Source organism: Pseudochrobactrum sp. sp1633, assembly GCF_030376605.1.
Taxonomy (GTDB): domain Bacteria; phylum Pseudomonadota; class Alphaproteobacteria; order Rhizobiales; family Rhizobiaceae; genus Pseudochrobactrum.
Window position 1 is genome coordinate 148437 of the sequence record NZ_JARRAE010000005.1, and the last position, 18295, is coordinate 166731.

Consider the following 18295-nt stretch of genomic DNA (forward strand, 5'->3'; position numbering starts at 1 on the left):
CTTAATCTTGCGCCGGATGCATCGCCCCTCTTGAACATAGTCTTGATGCAGTTCGCTTTTTTACGCACCGCAGCATGTTGTCGCGGTATACTTACCCCTGTGGTTTCACCACCGTGACAGTCTCAGCTTTTCCCTGTAAGGCAAGCGGCTTGGCCGGTTCACTTACCGGCTCCTTATCCAGCGGGAAAAATGTATAGGACAGTGTAATGGTCTTCAGACCCTTGAGGTCTTTTTCTTTCACAATATCCGGATCAACGAAGAACATGACCGGCATTTCCATTGTTTCACCGGCAGCAAGTGTCGTGTCTGTGAAACAGAAACACTGAACCTTGTTAAAGTAAGAGCCGGTCAGATCAGGGGAAACATTGAATGTCGCACGTCCCGATGCCGGACGGTCTGAAATGTTCTTCGCTTCGTAATTGACGATTGTGGTTTCACCGATGCGTACAGTAACTTCACGCTGCACCGGCTTAAACTCCCAAGGCAGCCCGCCCGAAACATTGGCATCAAAACGCACATTGATTGTCTGATCCAGAATAGTATCCGACATTTGCTCAACACGCTGCGTTGTGCCGCCATAACCGGTGACCTGACAAAACATCTGGTAGAGCGGCACAGCTGCATAGGCCATGCCGATCATTGCCACAAAGAAACTGGCACAGGATAGAGCAACAATACGGTTGGAACGCTGATCGCGCGCAGTCTGAGCAGCCGGATCGACCGGTGCATCATGCTGAACTGTTCCTGTACTTTCCGGTTTCTCTGTCATTGCCTGTGCCGCCTCCCCGCAGCTTTAAACACTGATGTCCGCGATTACATCGGGCGAACAAGCACCTCAGGCCCGAGTTTAACCCAGGTACCAACATAAACAATCAACACAAAAGCCGCCAAAGCCAGTGCCAGCGCCACTGACCGGCTGCGCTGCGCTTTTTTCTGCTTTTCTGTCTGTGAGATCAGTTCAATTTCCGTATGCGGTAATTTCTCAGCCATGATTATCCCCCTACCACAGGCAATATTTTTGCAACCAACGCCTCGGCAAGCAGCACACAAAACAGCACTGACAAATACACCAGGGAGAACTTGAACAATGCACGGGCAGCGCGCATCTGCGCCTCATGCTCCGGTGCCATCCAGAGCTGCACCGCACGCCATACAAAAATTGCGCCCAGCATGACGGATACAACACCGTAAACATGCCCGCCGAAACCCAGAACCCAAGGCAACACACCAACAGGCGCGACAATCAGGCTGTAAATAACGATCTGCAATCGGGTTGATTTCTCTCCCCGCACATTCGGCATCATCGGAATTTTAGCCGCCTCATAGTCACCGGAAGTAAACAGTGACAGAGCCCAGAAATGCGGTGGCGTCCATAAAAAGATAATTAGGAACAGCACGACACTTTCAATGGAAATCGTACCCGTTGCTGCAGCCCAGCCGATCATCGGAGGGAAGGCACCCGCCGCGCCGCCGATCACAATATTCTGCGGTGTCGAGCGTTTCAGCCAGATCGTATAGACAACACTGTAGAAGAAAATCGTAAAGGCCAGCAATGCGCCGGCAAGCCAGTTTACCAGCAAACCCAGTGTCATCACTGAGAAAACTGACAGTGTAATGCCATAGGCCAGCACTGTTTCTTCACGGATCAGCCCTGCAGGGATCGGCCGGTTTTTCGTGCGTTTCATAATGCGGTCAATATCCGCATCATACCACATATTCAGCGCACCGGATGCGCCGCCGCCAATTGCAATACATAGAATAGCGATCGCTGCCAAAACCGGATTCATATGTCCCGGAGCAACAATCAAGCCAACAAAACCCGTAAACACAACCAGAGACATAACGCGGGGCTTAAGCAGCGCGATATAATCAGCAGCACTTGCTTCAGACAGCTGCATTTCCTGTCCGCTCACGCCGGTCATATTATTTTTCTCAACCAGAGACATTATCTGTATCTGCCCTTATTCAAATTGTCCGGCAGGCACCGGATGCCATAATGGTGATGGCGTCTCTATACACCCAAAAATTGTATTACGCATCCGTCATATTTTAGGAAATTCATAGATAGCTGAAAAGTGAACAGCACTTATAAATTTCATAAATCATGATTTTCTGTTTTTGTCTTACAGGTCATGTAGTTATCACAGGCGGCGACATTTCTGACGCCGCCTGTGAATTATATTACTTCACATGCGGAAGCTGTTCCCACTGGTGATAAGGCGGCGGTGAAGACAGCTGCCATTCCAGAGTTGTTGCACCATCACCCCAAGGGTTTGCACCGGCAACGCGTTTTTTAGAGAAAGCTTCGAACACGCCATAGAGGAACACCAGCACTGCAAATCCGGAAATATAGGAGCCGTAAGACGACACCATGTTCCAGCCTGCATAGGCATCCGGATAGTCGATGTAACGACGTGGCATACCGGCAAGACCAAGGAAATGCTGCGGGAAGAACACCAGATTCACACCGATAAATGTGAGCCAGAAATGGATCTTACCAATTGTCTCATTATACATGTAGCCGAACATTTTCGGGAACCAGTAATACCAGCCCGCGAAAATCGCGAAAACAGCACCCAGCGACAGCACATAATGGAAATGCGCAACCACGTAGTAAGTGTCATGCAGCGCACGATCCAGACCGGCATTGGCCAGCTGAACACCGGTCATGCCACCGACGGTGAACATGAAGATGAAGCCGATTGCCCAGATCATCGGTGTGCGAAAATCAATCGAACCGCCCCACATTGTTGCAATCCACGAGAAGATTTTAATGCCGGTCGGCACCGCAATCACCATAGTAGCAAACACGAAATAGCGCTGTGTATCGAGCGACAGGCCAACCGTATACATGTGATGCGCCCAGACTACAAAGCCGACCACACCGATAGCGACCATAGCATAGGCCATGCCCAGATAACCGAAGATCGGCTTCTTGGAGAAAGTCGAGATAACGTGGCTGACAATACCGAAGCCCGGCAGGATCAGAATATACACTTCAGGGTGACCGAAGAACCAGAACAGATGCTGGTACAAAATCGGATCGCCGCCGCCTTCAGGCGCAAAGAATGCCGTTGCGAAGTTACGATCGGTCAGCAGCATGGTGATCGCACCAGCCAGAACCGGCAATGACAACAGCAGCAGGAATGCGGTTACCAGCACTGACCATGCAAATAGCGGCATTTTATGCAGGGTCATACCCGGCGCACGCATATTCAGAATGGTGGTGATGAAATTGATCGCACCCAAAATGGACGAGGCACCGGAAATATGGATCGACAGGATCGCAAAATCCACTGCAGGTCCCGGTTGTCCGGATGTGGATAGTGGCGGATACAGTGTCCAGCCGCCACCTGCACCCCAGCCACCGGCAGGTCCCGGCACGAAGAAAGAGATGAGCAACAGCAGCAATGCCGGCGGCAACAGCCAGAATGAAATATTGTTCATGCGCGGGAACGCCATATCCGGCGCACCGATCATCAGCGGCACCATCCAGTTGGCGAAACCACCGATCAGCGCAGGCATAACCATGAAGAAGATCATGATCAGCGCATGCATAGAGGTAAACACGTTGAACATGTGCTTACCGGCATCCATCGCGGCGTCACCTTCGACACCGTAGACCATAGCAGCCAAACCGTGGAAAATCTGAATACCTGGTTCCTGCAATTCCGCACGCATTGCAATAGACAATGCGCCGCCGATGATACCGGAAATAATCGCAAAAATCAGATAGAGTGTTCCGATATCTTTGTGATTGGTCGAATACACCCAGCGAACCCAGCCGTGTGGCTTGTGGTCGTCGTGGTCTGCATCCGCCCCCGCATGAGGGGCTCCCTTTCGGGTATCGTGAGCTGTAGTGCCAGCCATAAGATTGCTCCCGTTCTTAACAGAATACCGGCTGTTCATCACAGAACCAAAACGGGTATTCTAAAATATTGAACTACCACACAGACACAGGCTTAAATCATATTTGATTTTTAAGAGACCATGTGGTGCGCGACTTGCAGGAAATAACAGCCCGACAAAAACACAATGGCGCTTGTCGGGCTGACTATTAATTTCCGGCAACAGTCACGCTTTTGTTGTCATTTTCAATTTCAGCCATCAGCGTCTTATTCGCACCGGTTATATCCGTGCGTGCCGCTGCAAGCCATGTATCGTAACGCTCCTGAGAGACAACGCGCACAGCGATCGGCATATAGGCATGATCCTTGCCACAAAGCTCAGAACACTGGCCGTAATACAAACCCTCACGGGCAGCTTTAAACCAGGTTTCGTTGTTGCGTCCCGGAACACCATCCATCTTGACGCCGAATGCAGGCATTGCCCATGAATGGATAACATCCGCAGCTGTCACCAGCAGGCGAACCGTTGTATCCACCGGCACAACAACCTCATTATCAACCGCCAGAAGACGAGGATAAGCAGCCAGATCCTGCTTGCCAGCAGCTTCGCGATCTGCGTCTTTCAGAAGCAGCGCATCAAAAGAGAGCGGCTCTTCTGTCTGATATTCATAACCCCAGTACCACTGATAACCTGTTGCTTTAACAGTCAGTTTTGGCTCATCCGGAGAATATTGCGCAGTCAGAAGCTGGAAAGACGGAATAGCCAAAAACAGCAGAATAATCACCGGCCCCAAGGTCCAGATGACTTCAATTGTCGTATTATGGCTGGTTTTCGAGGCAACCGGATTGGCGCCCTTACGAAAACGAACAATGCACCACAGCAGCAGCAACAGCACCAGCACTGTCACCGGAATAATAAACATTAAAGAATAGCGCTCAAACCAGTGAATTTGATCTGCAATCTTTGTTGCCGCATCCTGCCAGCTCAACTGCCAGTCAACCGGCTTATCAGCCAGAGCGCCCGCTGCGGACGCTAAAAGACCGGATACAGCGCCGAAAACCACTGCACTTCCAGTCAAGATTTGTTTTTTCATTGCAGAACCCTTACCCGCAACGGCTTTATTTGTGGCAATAATCCTATCCACCAGCATCTTCTCCCGATTATAGCCTTGCCGGTTAATTGGCCGGTTATTTGCGGACATAGCTCTTCCCCAGCCGACGCCCGCTTCCCCCACCGTACTGACAACACATTATAGCACCAAACAAAGAAGGCGAAGATTTTCCCGTGCGGCATTTTTGCGCGTAAAACAACCTTAAAACGCTGAAAGTTTCCGCTGCAAAATCATTGTCACCCGCTGTAAAAACTACAATCTCAAAAAATATATTCTATTGAAATCAATAGGTTGATGAGGCACTAAAAATCAAAAACCGAAAAAACAGACCTCGACTGCACAACAATTTCTCACTAACGATGTGGCATTTATCCGGCACACAGCCCGTCGCCGCCCCATCATGAGAAGCCTTATTTTCGCTTTCATCAAGAGAATCAATTCACAAAGCCGACTTAATTACATTGATCCAAATCAAGTGAAGCCGAATATTAGAGAGCCGAGATACGCCACGCAATCGCAGCGCATATTTCAACATATTCGAGCCATCTTTACCGCTCACAAAAACAACGAGCCCTGCGGGCGAGCCGTGACAACCACACGAATGTAGCCCCCAAACCTTATGAGAATGCTGTTTACAATCTGATTTATACCAAAACTTTACCTTATCAGGTTCAAATTCAGCCATTATCATGTACACAGAATGCAAAGCATCGCTTTCTGATTTGCCGGTCTCCGGAAAAAAGGAAGTTTCCCGCTTTATAACTGCTTTCAAAAGGCATTTACGGCCGCGCGCCGCGAATGTTTGCCGAGCCGCTAAAGGTATCACACTATGCGCCAATTCACCTCTGTTAGCCGTAAACTTGCTGCTGCTCTGCTCGGTGCAGGCCTGATGGCCTTATCAGCGTCTGCGGCTCTTGCGCAGGCAGCCCCGCAACCTCAGAGCCAAACCCCTGGCGCAACACAAAAAAACGGTACATTGCGTTCGCAGCATGGTGCATGGTCGATCTTGTGTGACAAGCCAGCCGGTGCAAAAACCGAGCAATGCGCGCTGATCCAGAATGTGATTGCAGCTGACCGCCCTGAACTCGGCCTCTCCGTTGTTGTGCTCAAGACCGCCGATAACAAAGCGCGCATCCTGCGTGTGCTGGCTCCGCTCGGCGTATTGCTGCCAAACGGTCTTGGCCTGAATGTTGACGGCAAAGATATCGGTCGCGCCTATTTCGTTCGCTGCTTTGAAGACGGCTGCTATGCGGAAGTTATCCTTGATGACGCGCTGATCGACACATTCCGCAAAGGCCAGGCGGCGACTTTCATCGTGTTCCAGACACCGGAAGAAGGCGTTGGTATTCCTGTTGAATTGCAGGGCTTCAGCGACGGCTTCAACAAGCTGCCATAAGTTTTTAAACCTTATTAAAACGCCGCCGCTCATAATCTGACGGCGGCGTTTTTATTTTATCTGCCTGCTCTGCTTGCCCAGCCGTACCAAACTCGCCATATACAGAAAATAATTATTTGTCTGACGCAGGACGCCGCCGTTATTCCGGAGTATTTTCATGACCATTGCCAACGGGAACACCATCTCCAGAAGCCTGATTGATGAATTTGATATCAGTCGGGATCAGGTTGAAAAACTGGTATCCCAGTCATTGCAAAGCAGTGATGACGGCGAACTTTATCTGGAATATGCAGAATCTGAATCCTTGGCCTTTGATGATGGCCGCCTGAAAAACGGTTCCTACAATCAGGGGCAAGGTTTTGGTCTGCGCTCCGTTGCCGGTGAAGCTGTGGGCTATGCACATTCCGGCGAAATGACCCATAGCGCATTGCGTCGTGCAGCCGATGCGGCCTCTGCAATTTCCCGTGGTCATTCCGCTAGTTACAGCGCGGCACCGGCAGGCACAAACCGCCGCCTCTACACAGATATCAACCCGCTCGGCACGCCGACATTTGACGAAAAAGTCGTATTGCTACAGCAGATTGACGGTTATCTGCGTGCCAAAGATACCAAAGTGCGACAGGTTAGCGTGAGCATCAGCGGCTCATGGCAGCAGGTAGAGATTTTGCGTGCAGACGGTTATTTTGTGCGCGATATCCGCCCTATGGTCAGGCTCTCGGTATCCGTTATGGCCGGTCAGGGTGACAGGCAGGAATCCGGCTCCTATTCTATGGGCGCACGCACGCTGTTTGACGATTTTATTGCCACCGGAGCATGGCAGCATGCCGCCGATGAAGCGCTGCGTCAGGCACTGGTTAATCTCGAAGCCATTCCCGCGCCTGCCGGCACATTTGATATTGTGCTATCCAATGGCTGGCCGGGCGTGATGCTGCATGAAGCGGTTGGTCACGGCCTTGAAGGTGACTTCAACCGTAAAAAGCTCTCGGCTTTTGCAGGCCTCATGGGACAGCAGGTCGCCTCCAAGGGCGTGACTGTGGTTGATGACGGCACCATTGCCGATCGCCGTGGTTCGCTGACCATTGATGATGAGGGCACGCCAACCAACTCCACCGTTCTGATTGAGGATGGCAAGCTGGTCAATTACATGCAGGATCGCCAGAATGCACGCCTCATGGGCATGAACCCAACAGGCAATGGCCGTCGTGAATCCTATGCCCATGCGCCGATGCCGCGCATGACCAATACGATGATGCTCTCCGGAGACAAAACACCGGAAGAAATTATCGCTTCCGTCAAGAAAGGCATCTATGCCGTGTCTTTCGGCGGCGGTCAGGTGGATATCACCTCCGGCAAGTTCGTGTTTGGCTGCACCGAAGCCTATATGATCGAAGACGGCAAAATCGGCGCGCCGGTCAAAGGTGCGATGCTGATCGGCAATGGCCCAGATGCGATGCAGCGCGTATCGATGATCGGGAATGACAGCAAGCTGGACAATGGTTCCGGCAATTGCGGCAAAGGCGGCCAATGGGTGCCGGTCGGTGTTGGACAACCGCATCTGCGTATGGATCAGATGACTGTCGGTGGCACGGCTGTTTGAGCATGAAAAATCTGAATGGTTTGACTGCCGTTATCACCGGTTCCGGCCGTGGTCTTGGTGCGGCATTGGCAATGACACTTGCCGATGCCGGTTGCAAAATTATCTTATGTGCCCGCAATAAGGCCGCGCTCTCGACTGTGACTAACCAGATTGAGCAACGCACAGGTGAGAGACCTGATCAGGTCGTTGTTGATCTGGCTGATAATGCGAGCATCAATCATGCTATTGCGCAGATTACCGAGCGCTATGAAGTCATTGATCTGCTGATTAATAATGGTGCGATGTGGCTGGAAGCCAGCGATGAACCGCACAGTGAGCAGGAAGTCTTCGGCACCATCAATGCCGCGATCACCGGAAGTTTTCTGTTTACGCAAGGGCTGCTGCCACAGCTGAAATGCTCATCCAGACCGGATATTGTGACCATCGGCTCGATCAGCGCATTACTGAACGCGCCACTGCATAGTGTGTCTGTGCCGTTTTATGCAGCCAAACATGCGCAGGCAGCGCTGGCAACAGGCTTGCAGCAAATGCTGCGCGGCACGCCTGTGCGCTCACTCTGTGTGCATCCGCCATACTTGGATGATATTTCACCAGCTGATGCGGAATGGGATGCCATACCAGATCGCACCAAAGGTGAGCGGGCAACCAATCGTGATGTTTGTGAGGCGGTGATGTTTGCAGTCACCCGACCACGCCATATTACGCTGAATATGACTATTGATACGGATGAAGGCGGGCTGTTCGGCTGAACACCCGCCCTCTCCTGATTACTTCTTCGAGAGCAGCGCCACGGTTTCCACATGGGATGACCACAGGAACTGATCGACAGGAATAACCTTATCGATCTTGTAACCACCCTTGACCAGAATGGCGAGATCGCGCGCCAGCGTCACCGGATTACAAGAAACTGCAGCAACTTTTGGCACCGATGATTTTGCAAGCTGCGTCACCTGCTCTTCGGCACCCGCACGTGGCGGATCGAAAACCACACCCTGATAGGCATTGAGATCCTTATAGAGGATCGGGCGGCGGAACAGATCGCGCCGCTCATGGGTGACGGGTTTAAGCCCTTGCACATAGCGGATACCGCGATCCAGTGCAGCCAGCGCCGGTGCATCATTTTCCACCGCATGAACCGCCATGGTTTCAGCCATGCGCAGCGCAAAAGTGCCAACACCACAGAACAAGTCCACAGCTTTTTTGACCTTTTTGAAATGTCCCAGCACCAGTGCAACCATTGCCTCTTCGGCCTCAATCGTTGCCTGCAAGAAACTACCGGAAGGGATATTCACCGGCACTTTACCAAAGGTAATCAGCGGTTTTTTCGGCTCCAGAATAATCTCGCCGTCCACACTGAGACGGGCAAAGCCCAGCTCCATCATCATCGGCGTCAAAATACGGCGCGCCGCATCACCCGGTGTCGGGCAGCCACTTGCCGCCAGATCAAGGCCTGACTCTGTGTCCGTGACTGTCAGTTTGAACGGTTTTGCGCCATCGGCCAGATGAATGGCGACTTTGCGCAGATCGTCCAGACGGGAGATAATTGCCGGAACCGTCACTGCACATTCAGAAATATTGATCAGCTCATGGCTCTGATGACGGTTAAAGCCAAGCAGCAAACCGGCTTCGGTTTTGCGAATGGCAAAGGTCGCACGGCGGCGGCTTTGTTGTGCACATGGCACCAACGGCTCAAGCTCATATTTCAGCCCGCGGCCATCAAGACTGGCTGCAACCAATGAGCGTTTCCATGCCTGATAGGCCGACATTTCCCAATGCTGTAATGCGCAACCGCCGCAATCCTCAAAATGCTTGCAAGACGGCTCAACACGCTGGGCAGACGGTTCCAGCAATGCCACCAAGCTCGCACGGTTCTTATCCCGTGCCACATTGGCAACCTCGCCCGGTAGCGTAAAAGGTACAAAAACCTGTCCATCAGGCAATTGCGCCACGCCATCGCCACCTGCACCCATTGCGTTGATTGTAACTCGCAAACTCATCAAACATCGTCCTTCACGGCGGCAATCTTGTTCTTTTTGCCTGCCAAAATATATTCCTGATTGCCATCACCGCCAGTAATCGGTGAGGCACAAAATCCTAAAGCCTGCCAGCCCGACTGCTCATTGAGCCAGCCTTGCAAATCCAGTGCAATCTTTTCGCCCTGTGACGGGTCTTTGAGAATGCCGCCTTTGCCAATCGCTTCGCGCCCTGCCTCGAATTGCGGCTTGACCAGCAACAGGCACCAACCACCATCAGCACAAAGATCAAGCGCATTGGGCAATGCCAGTTTTAATGAGATAAAACTGACATCCGAAACAACAATCTCAACATCGCGTCCCTGCAAATGGCTTGCATCCAGCACGCGGGCATTCAGCCCTTCGAGATTTGTAACGCGTTTATCGCCGCGCAAGGTCTCATGCAACTGATCATGGCCAACATCAACGCAAATCACATGCTCTGCTCCGCGTTCCAGCAGCACTTGTGTGAAACCGCCGGTAGAAGCACCAATATCCAGCGCTGTTTTACCTGTCACATCAAAACCGAAATGATCAAGCGCCGCAGTCAGTTTTAGTGCCGCACGGGAGACAAAACGGCTCGCAGGATCATCCACAGCGAGCTCTGCCTGCGCCGTCACGTTCTGACCGGCTTTGGTGACCACCTGACCATTCACGCGCACGGTACCGCGTGCCACCGCATCGCGGGCACGCGAGCGCGAGGCAAACAGCCCGCGCTCCACCAGCGCCTGATCGAGGCGTATCTTATCTGTATTTTCACTCATGCTGCCTCAATGAATGAGACAGCGCCTGAACACAAGGTGTAATTAGAGCGCATCTATTCAGATGCGCTCTAATATTATTTTTTACCTTATCGCAGTTTCGAACGGATCGAAGCGGGATAAGAAATCAGTCCAGTGGACTGATTTCTCCGCGAAGGCGGTTTCCACTTTTCCTGAAACTGCTTTATGCGCGCAGCCCACCGCCTGCTTCACCGGTCAGCACATCGCGACCAAGGGCTGCAAAGGCCGCCCGCACGATGCCTGCGCTATCCAAACCTGCACGGGCATACATTGCCTCGGGCTTGGCATGGTCCATAAATGCATCGGGCAAGGTCAGTGTGCGAACACGCAAACCATGATCCAGCGCACCTTCATTACTCAGGAAATGTAGCACATGCGCACCGAAGCCACCGGCTGCACCTTCTTCAATGGTGAGCAATACCTGATGCTCTTTAGCCAGACGTCGGATCAGATCATGATCCAGCGGTTTGGCAAAACGCGCATCGGCAACAGTGGTAGAAAGACCGGCTGCATCCAGATCATCGGCAGCAGCAAGACATTCCTGCAAACGCGCACCAAAGCTCAGGATCGCAATCTTGCTGCCTTCGCGGACAATACGGCCCTTACCAATTTCCAGAATGCTACCGCGCTCCGGCAGATCAACACCCACACCATCACCGCGCGGATAACGGAACGAGATCGGCCCTTCCCCATATTCGGCAGCCGTGCGCACCATATGTACCAGCTCCGCTTCATCCGAAGCGGCCATGACCACAAAGCCCGGCAAATTACTCAGGAAAGCTGTGTCGAAACTCCCCGCATGCGTGGCACCATCCGCACCAACCACACCGGCACGGTCAATGGCAAAGCGTACCGGCAGATGCTGGATCGCCACATCATGCACGACCTGATCATAGGCGCGTTGCAGGAAGGTGGAGTAAATCGCTGCAAACGGCTTCAACCCTTCTGAAGCCAGACCGGCAGCAAAAGTCACCGCATGTTGCTCTGCTATGCCCACATCGAAAGTGCGCTTCGGAAACGCCTGACCAAACAGATTAAGACCCGTGCCGTCCGGCATAGCCGCAGTCACCGCCACAACCTTTTCGTCGTGGTGCGCTTCTTCAATCAGCGCATTGGCGAAAACTTTTGTATAGCTTGGCGCATTTGCAGGTGGCTTCGACTGTTTGCCGGTAATGACATCGAATTTATTGACGCCGTGATATTTATCGGCTGCCGCTTCCGCAGGCGGATAACCCTTACCCTTCTGGGTCACCACATGCACCAGCACCGGCCCCTCAACATTATCGCGGATATTTGTCAGCACCGGCAGAAGATGATCGAGATTATGCCCGTCTACAGGGCCGACATAATACATGCCGAGTTCTTCAAACATTGTGCCGCCAGCCCAGAACCCACGGGCAAATTCTTCCGTTTTGCGGGCTTTATCCTGAAAGAATTTCGGCAGTTTTTTGCTGATCTGCTTGGCCGCTTCACGCAAATTACGATAGGTCGGGCCGGATACCAGACGCGCCAGATAGGCGCTCATCGCGCCGGTCGGCGGTGCAATCGACATATCATTATCGTTGAGAATAACGATCAGACGCGCATCCAGCGCACCGGCATTATTCATCGCCTCATAGGCCATACCGGCAGACATAGAGCCATCACCGATCACCGCAATCACATTGCGTTTTTCGCCTTTGAGTTCGCTGGCCACAGACATGCCAAGACCGGCGGAAATCGAGGTGGACGCATGGCCGGTGCCGAAATCGTCATATTCGCTTTCAGCACGTTTTGTGAAACCGGACAGACCACCCTCCTGACGAATGGTCGGCATACGCTCGCGGCGTCCGGTCAGAATTTTATGCGGATAGGTTTGGTGACCTACATCCCAGATCAGACGGTCATTCGGCGTATCGAACAGATAATGCAGCGCCACAGTGAGTTCGACCACACCAAGGCTTGAACCAAGATGACCACCCGTGCGCGACACCACATCAATCAGATCAGCGCGCAATTCATCAGCTAGTTCTGGCAATTGCGCAGGTGTGAGTTTTCGCAAATCTTCCGGCAAATGCACCTGATCCAGCAACGGCGTGTGCAACTTGTTATCAAAACCGGTCATTGGGAAAACCTTATTATTCAGGATAGCGGATAAATGTCAGTCTGAAATTTCAACAGGTTTGAAACCCATTCGTCTGTCTTTTGCAATCAGCTATTTCAAATATTTATTCAGGCAGCGGTATAAACTCTTCCGCATCGCCTGGTACAATATCAAAGCGACGGCTGCGCCATTCTTCTTTTGCCTGTTCAATACGTTCTTTTGATGATGAAACAAAGTTCCACCAGATATAGCGACGACTATCCATCGCCTCGCCACCGAAGACCATAATCTGCGCGCCTTCAGTGGCAAAATTCTGTGGCACAGCCTCAATCACCATATCGTCGCCCTGCCGGAAGGCCAGCAACTGGTTGTCTGTGAAAACCTCTCCGGCAATGCGCACCGCACCACTGAGGATATAAATCGCCCGCTCTTCCTGCACCGCAGGCAGATGAAACTTGCCTCCAGCCTCAATAAACACATCGGCATAGAGTGTCTCGCTATAGGTTGGCACATTGGATTTCAGCCCATGCATATCGCCGATCATCAGGCGCATGCGGAAGTCTTTTTCTTGCAACCACGGCAATTCCTGCACTGTATGGTTGCTGAATTCCGGCGCCATATTTTCAGAGCGCTCCGGCAAGGCTACCCATGTCTGTACGCCGGAAATGGCCAGCGGTGACCCGCGCATTTCTTCAGGCGTGCGCTCAGAATGAACGATCCCGCGTCCTGCTGTCATGAGATTGACTTCACCCGGATTGATCACCTGTTCGGTGCCCAGACTATCGCGGTGACGGATATTGCCGTCCAACAAATATGTGACGGTTGAAAGCCCGATATGCGGATGCGGTGCCACATCCAGCGCCTCTCCTGCCCGCAACAAAGCAGGTCCCATCCGATCAAAGAAAATGAAAGGCCCGACAAGACGGCGCTTCGCGGTCGGCAAGGCGCGGCGTACCTGCAAACCACCCACTTCACTGGTGCGCGGAATAATCAGCGTTTCAATTGCATCAATTGACTGATGATCGCCGGGAACCGGATCCTGACCGGGAAAGAAGCTCACAAATCTGTCCTTTCAGAAACAATGAAACACTCAGACCAAAGCATTTCCGCTTAACCTAAGCCATTGAAATAGTTGATCCACCGGATTTCAAACGCATCCCGTACCGAAATCTGCAACAGATTTTCGGGATGTACTTTAAATAGCATATCATAAAATAAGAAATGTCCGGAATTTTACATCCGGACATTCCATCACAAATCAGTCAGACAGGAACGGATATAAACGCCTGTTATTTCTGGCCAAGCATTTTAAGCAGCTGCTGCATATCCGGCACCTGACCGTTGGCTGTCAGCTTGTCGACGATGCCAGGCAGCGCCTGAGAAAGCTCTGCAAGCAAATCCTGCTCATTTACACCCGCCTGACGGGCAATATCTGAGATTGTGTTTTTGCCAATGGCATTGCCAAGCTGATCCGGCTCAATCGGAGCGTTATTGCCGGTACCGACCCAGCTGTCGACCTTGTCGGCATGACCGGCTTGTGTGAGCTGTTCAAGCAAGCCGCCCAAACCGCCACCAAGGCCACCACCGCTGCTACCGCCAGTCTGTCCGGCTTGTCCTGCGGCTGTCCCACCCAGAACACCGCCTAGCAAACCGCCAAGAACACTGCCGAGGCCACCAAGGCCACCGGCCTGCGCATCTGTCTGCGGGCTACCCGCCTGCGCATTGCCAGATTGTCCACCACCGAAAACACTGCCCAGCAGATCGCCGAGACCACCGCCCGATGCAGCCTGATCCGGAGCGTTCACCTGAGGCTGTTCCTGATCATCGGATTTACCGCTGAACATACGCCCGACAAGCAAAGCACCAAGTGCAATCAAGACCGGCTTGGTCAGGCTGCCACCCGGAACCGGCTCATTAGAACTATCACCATTAAAAATGCCCATCGAATACTTCCTCCAAACCTGCTGAAAATGCCGGTTACTTAACAACATCGCGTAAAAATATTCAGTTGGCAAGTTTGTCACTTGCCAAGTCTGCAATGATATGGGAGCGTTTTGCACAGTTTCCAGAGCGGGCTGCGTTTAATTTTACAGGCGCTGTCCGCCCTGTTTTCGGGATTTTCGCATTATTGCAGACATCAGGTGCTGCGCCTGATTGCATAATGCTTTGTGACACGGAGAAAATATAATGTCTGTTATCAGCTGGATTATTCTCGGTCTCATTGCCGGTTTTATCGGCAGCAAAATCGTCAATAAAAGCGGTCAGGGCATGCTGATGGATATTGTCCTCGGCATTGTCGGCGCGGTTATCGGCGGTGTTATTTTCAATTTCTTCGGAGCGGCAGGCGTTACAGGTCTGAATATTTACAGCCTAATCGTCTCTGTTATCGGTGCGGTTGTGGTGCTGTTTCTCTATCACGCAGTCAGCGGTAAAAAGCAGCTTCGCTAATCATCCGCAACAGGCAGCACAATGCACTGGATAGAGCCATATATTGCCGCATATGGCTCAATTGCCCTGTTCATCATTATCTATTTTGAGAGCTTCGGTGCGCCGGTACCGGGAGAAACGCTTGTTATTGCCGCTTCACTGCTGGCACAACAGGGCGAATTATCTTTACCGGCGTTGCTGTTGGCCGTTTTTCTGGGAGCTATTCTCGGGGACAGTACGGGCTATCTGATCGGTCATTTCGGCGGGCGTAAGATTTTGCTGCGCTTCGGTCCTTATATAAAACTAACGCCCGAACGGCTGGGAAAATTTGAAACCCTGTTTGAAAAATACGGCAGCGGCATTGTCATCACTGCCCGCTTCTTTGCCATTCTCCGGCAGCTGAACGGGATCATGGCAGGTGCACTGAAAATGCACTGGCTCAAATTTGTCTCCGCCAATATTATTGGCGCTGCCCTGTGGACTCTGGTCTGGGGAGCCGGCCCCTATTATTTCAGCGGCTTGTTTAAAAAACTGCTTTAGAGACAAGGCCTGAGAAGCAACGTAGCGCGATAAAAAAGCCCCGACAGTGCGGGGCCTCCATTCGGTTCATTGCCTGACAATCACTCAGGATCAAGCGGCTCGGTGCCTGCTGGTTGGCCGTCACGGTTGAGCTTGATTTTCTCAACTTTATCTTCTGCCGATTGCAGCAGTTTTTCACAGTGATTTTTCAGTGCTTCACCGCGTTCATAAATCAGGATAGATTTTTCCAGAGGCACATCACCGCGCTCCAGATCATCAACAATGGTTTCAAGCTGTTTGAGCGCCTGCTCAAAGCTCATCACAGCGATGTCGTCATTGGAGGTCTGTCCGGTGGTGTTCAGCTCGGTCATGAATTTATCCTTTCATCAAACGCGTAATATGCGCTGCGGCGGAAAAGGACAAGCCCTGCAAATCATATCCGCCTTCAAGAAAACTGATCAGCCGGTTATTGCAAAACCGGTCGGCCCGTTCCATCACTTGCCCTGTTGCCCAATCAAAGTCGGCCTCAGTTAAATTAAGTTGAGCCAATGGGTCAAGATAATGTCCGTCGAAACCCGCAGAAATTAAAATCAGATCCGGCCGGAAATGATCTAATGCAGGTAATACACGGGTTGAAAACGCCTCACGAAACTCCTGACTGCCGCTGCCTGCCGACAGAGGTGCATTAACAATATTACCGACACCGGTTTCTTTTAGCAGGCCTGTGCCCGGATAAAGCTGCGCCTGATGGGTCGAGCAAAACAGAACCGACCTATCTTCAGCGAAAATATCCTGCGTGCCATTGCCGTGATGCACATCCCAGTCAATGATCGCCACACGCTCCGCTCCAAAATGGCTTTGGGCATAACGCGCGGCAATTGCTGCCGTATTGGCAATGCAAAAGCCCATAGCTGTGTCTGTGGTTGCATGATGACCGGGAGGGCGAGCGGCGATAAAGACATTATCCGCCTGCCCCTTGAACACATCCTCGACTGCGGCCAATGCCGCGCCGGTTGCCGTTAAAACAGCCTGCCAGCTCTGCGGGCTGACATAAGTATCCTGCCCGACATTCACAATCGGCTGTGCGATACCGGAAGCCAGCTGATCTTCATCAAGCGGATCGGGAATGTGTGCTTTGATCCGGCGCAGATAGTCCCCCGGATGCACCAGCTCCAAAGCCTGCTCATCGGCCACAGGCGCCTCTACCTGATCCAGCGCGTAATAATCATAGCCCTCAAGCACACTAAACAAAGCACGCAGCCGATCCGGCCGTTCAGGATGACCGGCAGGCGTGAGATGCTCAAGAAAGACCGGATGCGAATAAAGCCTTGTTGCCATACTATCCTGTACCTGCGTCCTGACCGGACGGCAGAATAAAATTACAAGATTTCAGTTTTAAGAATGGAAATGCCAAAGCCTTCCAGCCCTACATAATGACGCTCTTTCGAGGCCAGCAGGCGGATAGAACTGATGCCCAGATCTTTTAAGATCTGTGCTCCCAAACCGATCTGCCGCCATTCTTCATCGCGGGCTTTCGCTTCTGTATGCTCTTCACGGGTATGTGTCGCATCGGTATGGCGGCGCGATGTATCCGTTGCCCGCACACCGACAGAGCCTTCACGCAGATAAACCAGCACGCCGCGCTTTTCAGCAGCCATGCGCTTCATCACACCATCCATGCTGCACGTCGCACCGAATGTATCCGCCAGCACATCTTCGCGATGCAACCTTACCGGCACATCTTCACCATCGCGGATATCACCGAAAACCAGCGCCACATGCTGCATCGGCTCCCAAGGCAGCTGATAGGTATAAGCGCGAGCTTTACCGGCAAGCGTTTCCACTTCAGCCTCGCCCATACGCACAATCAGCGTTTCCTTACGCTGGCGATAGGCAATCAGATCGGCCACAGTAATACGGTGCAAACCATGCTGCTCGGCAAATTCTGTCACCTGCGGGCCGCGCATGACGGAACCATCATCGTTAACCAGTTCACAAATCACGCCAACCGGAGGCAGATTGGCGAGCTTACAGAGATCCACTGCGGCTTCTGTATGACCGGAGCGCATCAGCACCCCGCCCTCACGTGCCACCAGCGGGAAAATATGTCCCGGACGCACAAAATCTGCAGGGCCCGCATTCGGATTTGCCAGATTACGCACGGTTAGCGTGCGGTCATCTGCCGAAATACCGGTGGTTGTGCCATGTTTGTAATCAACAGTAATGGTGAAAGCGGTCGAATGCGGCGCATCATTTTCTGCAACCATCGCCGTCAGATTAAGACGTCGCGCCTCTTCCTTCGGCATCGGTGTGCAAACGATACCGGAGGTATGGCGCACGATAAAGGCCATCTTTTCTGACGTGCAATGCACAGCAGCCACAATCAGATCGCCTTCGTTTTCCCGCCCGTCATCGTCCATAACCACAACGATTTCACCACGCTCAAAGGCGCGAAGTGCATCAACAACCTGCTTCTGATTATAGCTCATGCTTCACTCCATAATCTTACGGACGACTTT

18 protein-coding genes are annotated in these 18295 nt (G+C 52.2%); 5 read left to right on the plus strand and 13 right to left on the minus strand.

Annotation, left to right across the window (positions count from 1 at the left end):
• Positions 1–91 precede the first annotated feature (91 nt).
• The 5 genes from P8H26_RS07665 to coxB form a co-directional block, all read right to left on the minus strand.
• Entirely contained in the window at positions 92–769 is a 678-nt protein-coding gene (locus tag P8H26_RS07665; RefSeq protein WP_289632346.1) for a cytochrome c oxidase assembly protein, read from the minus strand.
• A gap of 44 nt (positions 770–813) precedes the next feature.
• Positions 814–990: a hypothetical protein gene (locus P8H26_RS07670; protein ID WP_289632347.1), complete on the minus strand. Its 177-nt coding sequence runs from the start codon at positions 988–990 to the stop codon at positions 814–816.
• 2 nt (positions 991–992) lie between these two features.
• Positions 993–1946, minus strand: a complete 954-nt coding sequence (gene cyoE, locus P8H26_RS07675) for a heme o synthase (RefSeq protein ID WP_289632348.1) — start codon at positions 1944–1946, stop codon at positions 993–995.
• Positions 1947–2181: 235 nt separating this feature from the next.
• Positions 2182–3870: a cytochrome c oxidase subunit I gene (gene ctaD, locus P8H26_RS07680; RefSeq protein ID WP_289632349.1), complete on the minus strand. Its 1689-nt coding sequence runs from the start codon at positions 3868–3870 to the stop codon at positions 2182–2184.
• Between the two features lie 187 nt (positions 3871–4057).
• Positions 4058–4942 (minus strand): cytochrome c oxidase subunit II, encoded by an 885-nt coding sequence (coxB, locus tag P8H26_RS07685; RefSeq protein WP_289632458.1) that lies wholly within the window; start codon positions 4940–4942, stop codon positions 4058–4060.
• Positions 4943–5789: 847 nt separating this feature from the next.
• On the opposite strand from coxB, the gene P8H26_RS07690 reads away from it, so the two are divergent.
• The 3 genes from P8H26_RS07690 to P8H26_RS07700 all read left to right on the plus strand — a co-directional run bounded on the left by P8H26_RS07690 (position 5790) and on the right by P8H26_RS07700 (position 8702).
• Complete coding sequence (locus tag P8H26_RS07690) at positions 5790–6356, plus strand: invasion associated locus B family protein (protein ID WP_289632350.1); 567 nt, start codon at positions 5790–5792, stop codon at positions 6354–6356.
• Between the two features lie 157 nt (positions 6357–6513).
• Positions 6514–7953, plus strand: coding sequence for a metalloprotease TldD (tldD, locus tag P8H26_RS07695; RefSeq protein ID WP_289632351.1), 1440 nt, complete (start codon positions 6514–6516; stop codon positions 7951–7953).
• Positions 7954–7955: 2 nt separating this feature from the next.
• Entirely contained in the window at positions 7956–8702 is a 747-nt protein-coding gene (locus P8H26_RS07700) for an SDR family oxidoreductase (RefSeq protein ID WP_289632352.1), read from the plus strand.
• Positions 8703–8720: 18 nt separating this feature from the next.
• Here P8H26_RS07700 and P8H26_RS07705 read toward each other — a convergent pair whose 3' ends face one another.
• The 5 genes from P8H26_RS07705 to P8H26_RS07725 form a co-directional block, all read right to left on the minus strand.
• Positions 8721–9950 carry a class I SAM-dependent RNA methyltransferase gene (locus P8H26_RS07705; protein WP_289632353.1) on the minus strand — a complete coding sequence of 410 codons (1230 nt, stop codon included), beginning with the start codon at positions 9948–9950 and terminating at the stop codon, positions 8721–8723.
• On the minus strand, positions 9950–10729 hold the full coding sequence (locus tag P8H26_RS07710; RefSeq protein WP_289632354.1) for a TlyA family RNA methyltransferase: 780 nt from the start codon (positions 10727–10729) through the stop codon (positions 9950–9952). The genes P8H26_RS07705 and P8H26_RS07710 overlap by 1 nt, the downstream gene beginning before the upstream one ends.
• 181 nt (positions 10730–10910) lie before the next feature.
• Complete coding sequence (dxs, locus tag P8H26_RS07715) at positions 10911–12851, minus strand: 1-deoxy-D-xylulose-5-phosphate synthase (protein WP_289632355.1); 1941 nt, start codon at positions 12849–12851, stop codon at positions 10911–10913.
• A gap of 103 nt (positions 12852–12954) precedes the next feature.
• Entirely contained in the window at positions 12955–13890 is a 936-nt protein-coding gene (locus tag P8H26_RS07720; RefSeq protein ID WP_289632356.1) for a pirin family protein, read from the minus strand.
• Between the two features lie 229 nt (positions 13891–14119).
• Positions 14120–14773 (minus strand): YidB family protein, encoded by a 654-nt coding sequence (locus tag P8H26_RS07725; protein ID WP_289632357.1) that lies wholly within the window; start codon positions 14771–14773, stop codon positions 14120–14122.
• A gap of 244 nt (positions 14774–15017) precedes the next feature.
• Here P8H26_RS07725 and P8H26_RS07730 point away from each other — a divergent pair, with 244 nt between their 5' ends.
• Entirely contained in the window at positions 15018–15278 is a 261-nt protein-coding gene (locus tag P8H26_RS07730; RefSeq protein WP_289632358.1) for a GlsB/YeaQ/YmgE family stress response membrane protein, read from the plus strand.
• A 21-nt stretch (positions 15279–15299) separates the two neighbouring features.
• Positions 15300–15797 (plus strand): DedA family protein, encoded by a 498-nt coding sequence (locus P8H26_RS07735; protein ID WP_289632359.1) that lies wholly within the window; start codon positions 15300–15302, stop codon positions 15795–15797.
• Positions 15798–15877: 80 nt separating this feature from the next.
• Here the strand turns inward: P8H26_RS07735 and P8H26_RS07740 are convergent, their stop codons facing one another.
• From P8H26_RS07740 to ribB, 3 genes are read right to left on the minus strand one after another with little or no spacing between them, the layout of a single operon-like run.
• Positions 15878–16147, minus strand: coding sequence for an exodeoxyribonuclease VII small subunit (locus tag P8H26_RS07740; protein WP_289632360.1), 270 nt, complete (start codon positions 16145–16147; stop codon positions 15878–15880).
• Between the two features lie 4 nt (positions 16148–16151).
• A complete protein-coding gene (locus P8H26_RS07745; RefSeq protein ID WP_289632361.1) occupies positions 16152–17114 on the minus strand; it encodes a histone deacetylase family protein in 963 nt (320 codons plus the stop codon).
• 41 nt (positions 17115–17155) lie between these two features.
• Positions 17156–18265, minus strand: coding sequence for a 3,4-dihydroxy-2-butanone-4-phosphate synthase (ribB, locus tag P8H26_RS07750; protein ID WP_289632362.1), 1110 nt, complete (start codon positions 18263–18265; stop codon positions 17156–17158).
• Positions 18266–18295 lie beyond the last annotated feature (30 nt).

Coding starts and splice junctions, on each gene's coding strand:
- ctaD (WP_289632349.1), bottom strand. CDS start 3,870: ATGGCTGGCACTACAGCTCACGATACCCGAAAGGGAGCCCCTCATGCG.
- P8H26_RS07705 (WP_289632353.1), bottom strand. CDS start 9,950: ATGAGTTTGCGAGTTACAATCAACGCAATGGGTGCAGGTGGCGATGGC.
- P8H26_RS07690 (WP_289632350.1), top strand. CDS start 5,790: ATGCGCCAATTCACCTCTGTTAGCCGTAAACTTGCTGCTGCTCTGCTC.
- P8H26_RS07670 (WP_289632347.1), bottom strand. CDS start 990: ATGGCTGAGAAATTACCGCATACGGAAATTGAACTGATCTCACAGACA.
- tldD (WP_289632351.1), top strand. CDS start 6,514: ATGACCATTGCCAACGGGAACACCATCTCCAGAAGCCTGATTGATGAA.
- P8H26_RS07735 (WP_289632359.1), top strand. CDS start 15,300: ATGCACTGGATAGAGCCATATATTGCCGCATATGGCTCAATTGCCCTG.
- P8H26_RS07740 (WP_289632360.1), bottom strand. CDS start 16,147: ATGACCGAGCTGAACACCACCGGACAGACCTCCAATGACGACATCGCT.
- P8H26_RS07745 (WP_289632361.1), bottom strand. CDS start 17,114: ATGGCAACAAGGCTTTATTCGCATCCGGTCTTTCTTGAGCATCTCACG.
- coxB (WP_289632458.1), bottom strand. CDS start 4,942: ATGAAAAAACAAATCTTGACTGGAAGTGCAGTGGTTTTCGGCGCTGTA.
- P8H26_RS07665 (WP_289632346.1), bottom strand. CDS start 769: ATGACAGAGAAACCGGAAAGTACAGGAACAGTTCAGCATGATGCACCG.
- P8H26_RS07700 (WP_289632352.1), top strand. CDS start 7,956: ATGAAAAATCTGAATGGTTTGACTGCCGTTATCACCGGTTCCGGCCGT.
- cyoE (WP_289632348.1), bottom strand. CDS start 1,946: ATGTCTCTGGTTGAGAAAAATAATATGACCGGCGTGAGCGGACAGGAA.
- P8H26_RS07725 (WP_289632357.1), bottom strand. CDS start 14,773: ATGGGCATTTTTAATGGTGATAGTTCTAATGAGCCGGTTCCGGGTGGC.
- ribB (WP_289632362.1), bottom strand. CDS start 18,265: ATGAGCTATAATCAGAAGCAGGTTGTTGATGCACTTCGCGCCTTTGAG.
- P8H26_RS07710 (WP_289632354.1), bottom strand. CDS start 10,729: ATGAGTGAAAATACAGATAAGATACGCCTCGATCAGGCGCTGGTGGAG.
- P8H26_RS07730 (WP_289632358.1), top strand. CDS start 15,018: ATGTCTGTTATCAGCTGGATTATTCTCGGTCTCATTGCCGGTTTTATC.
- dxs (WP_289632355.1), bottom strand. CDS start 12,851: ATGACCGGTTTTGATAACAAGTTGCACACGCCGTTGCTGGATCAGGTG.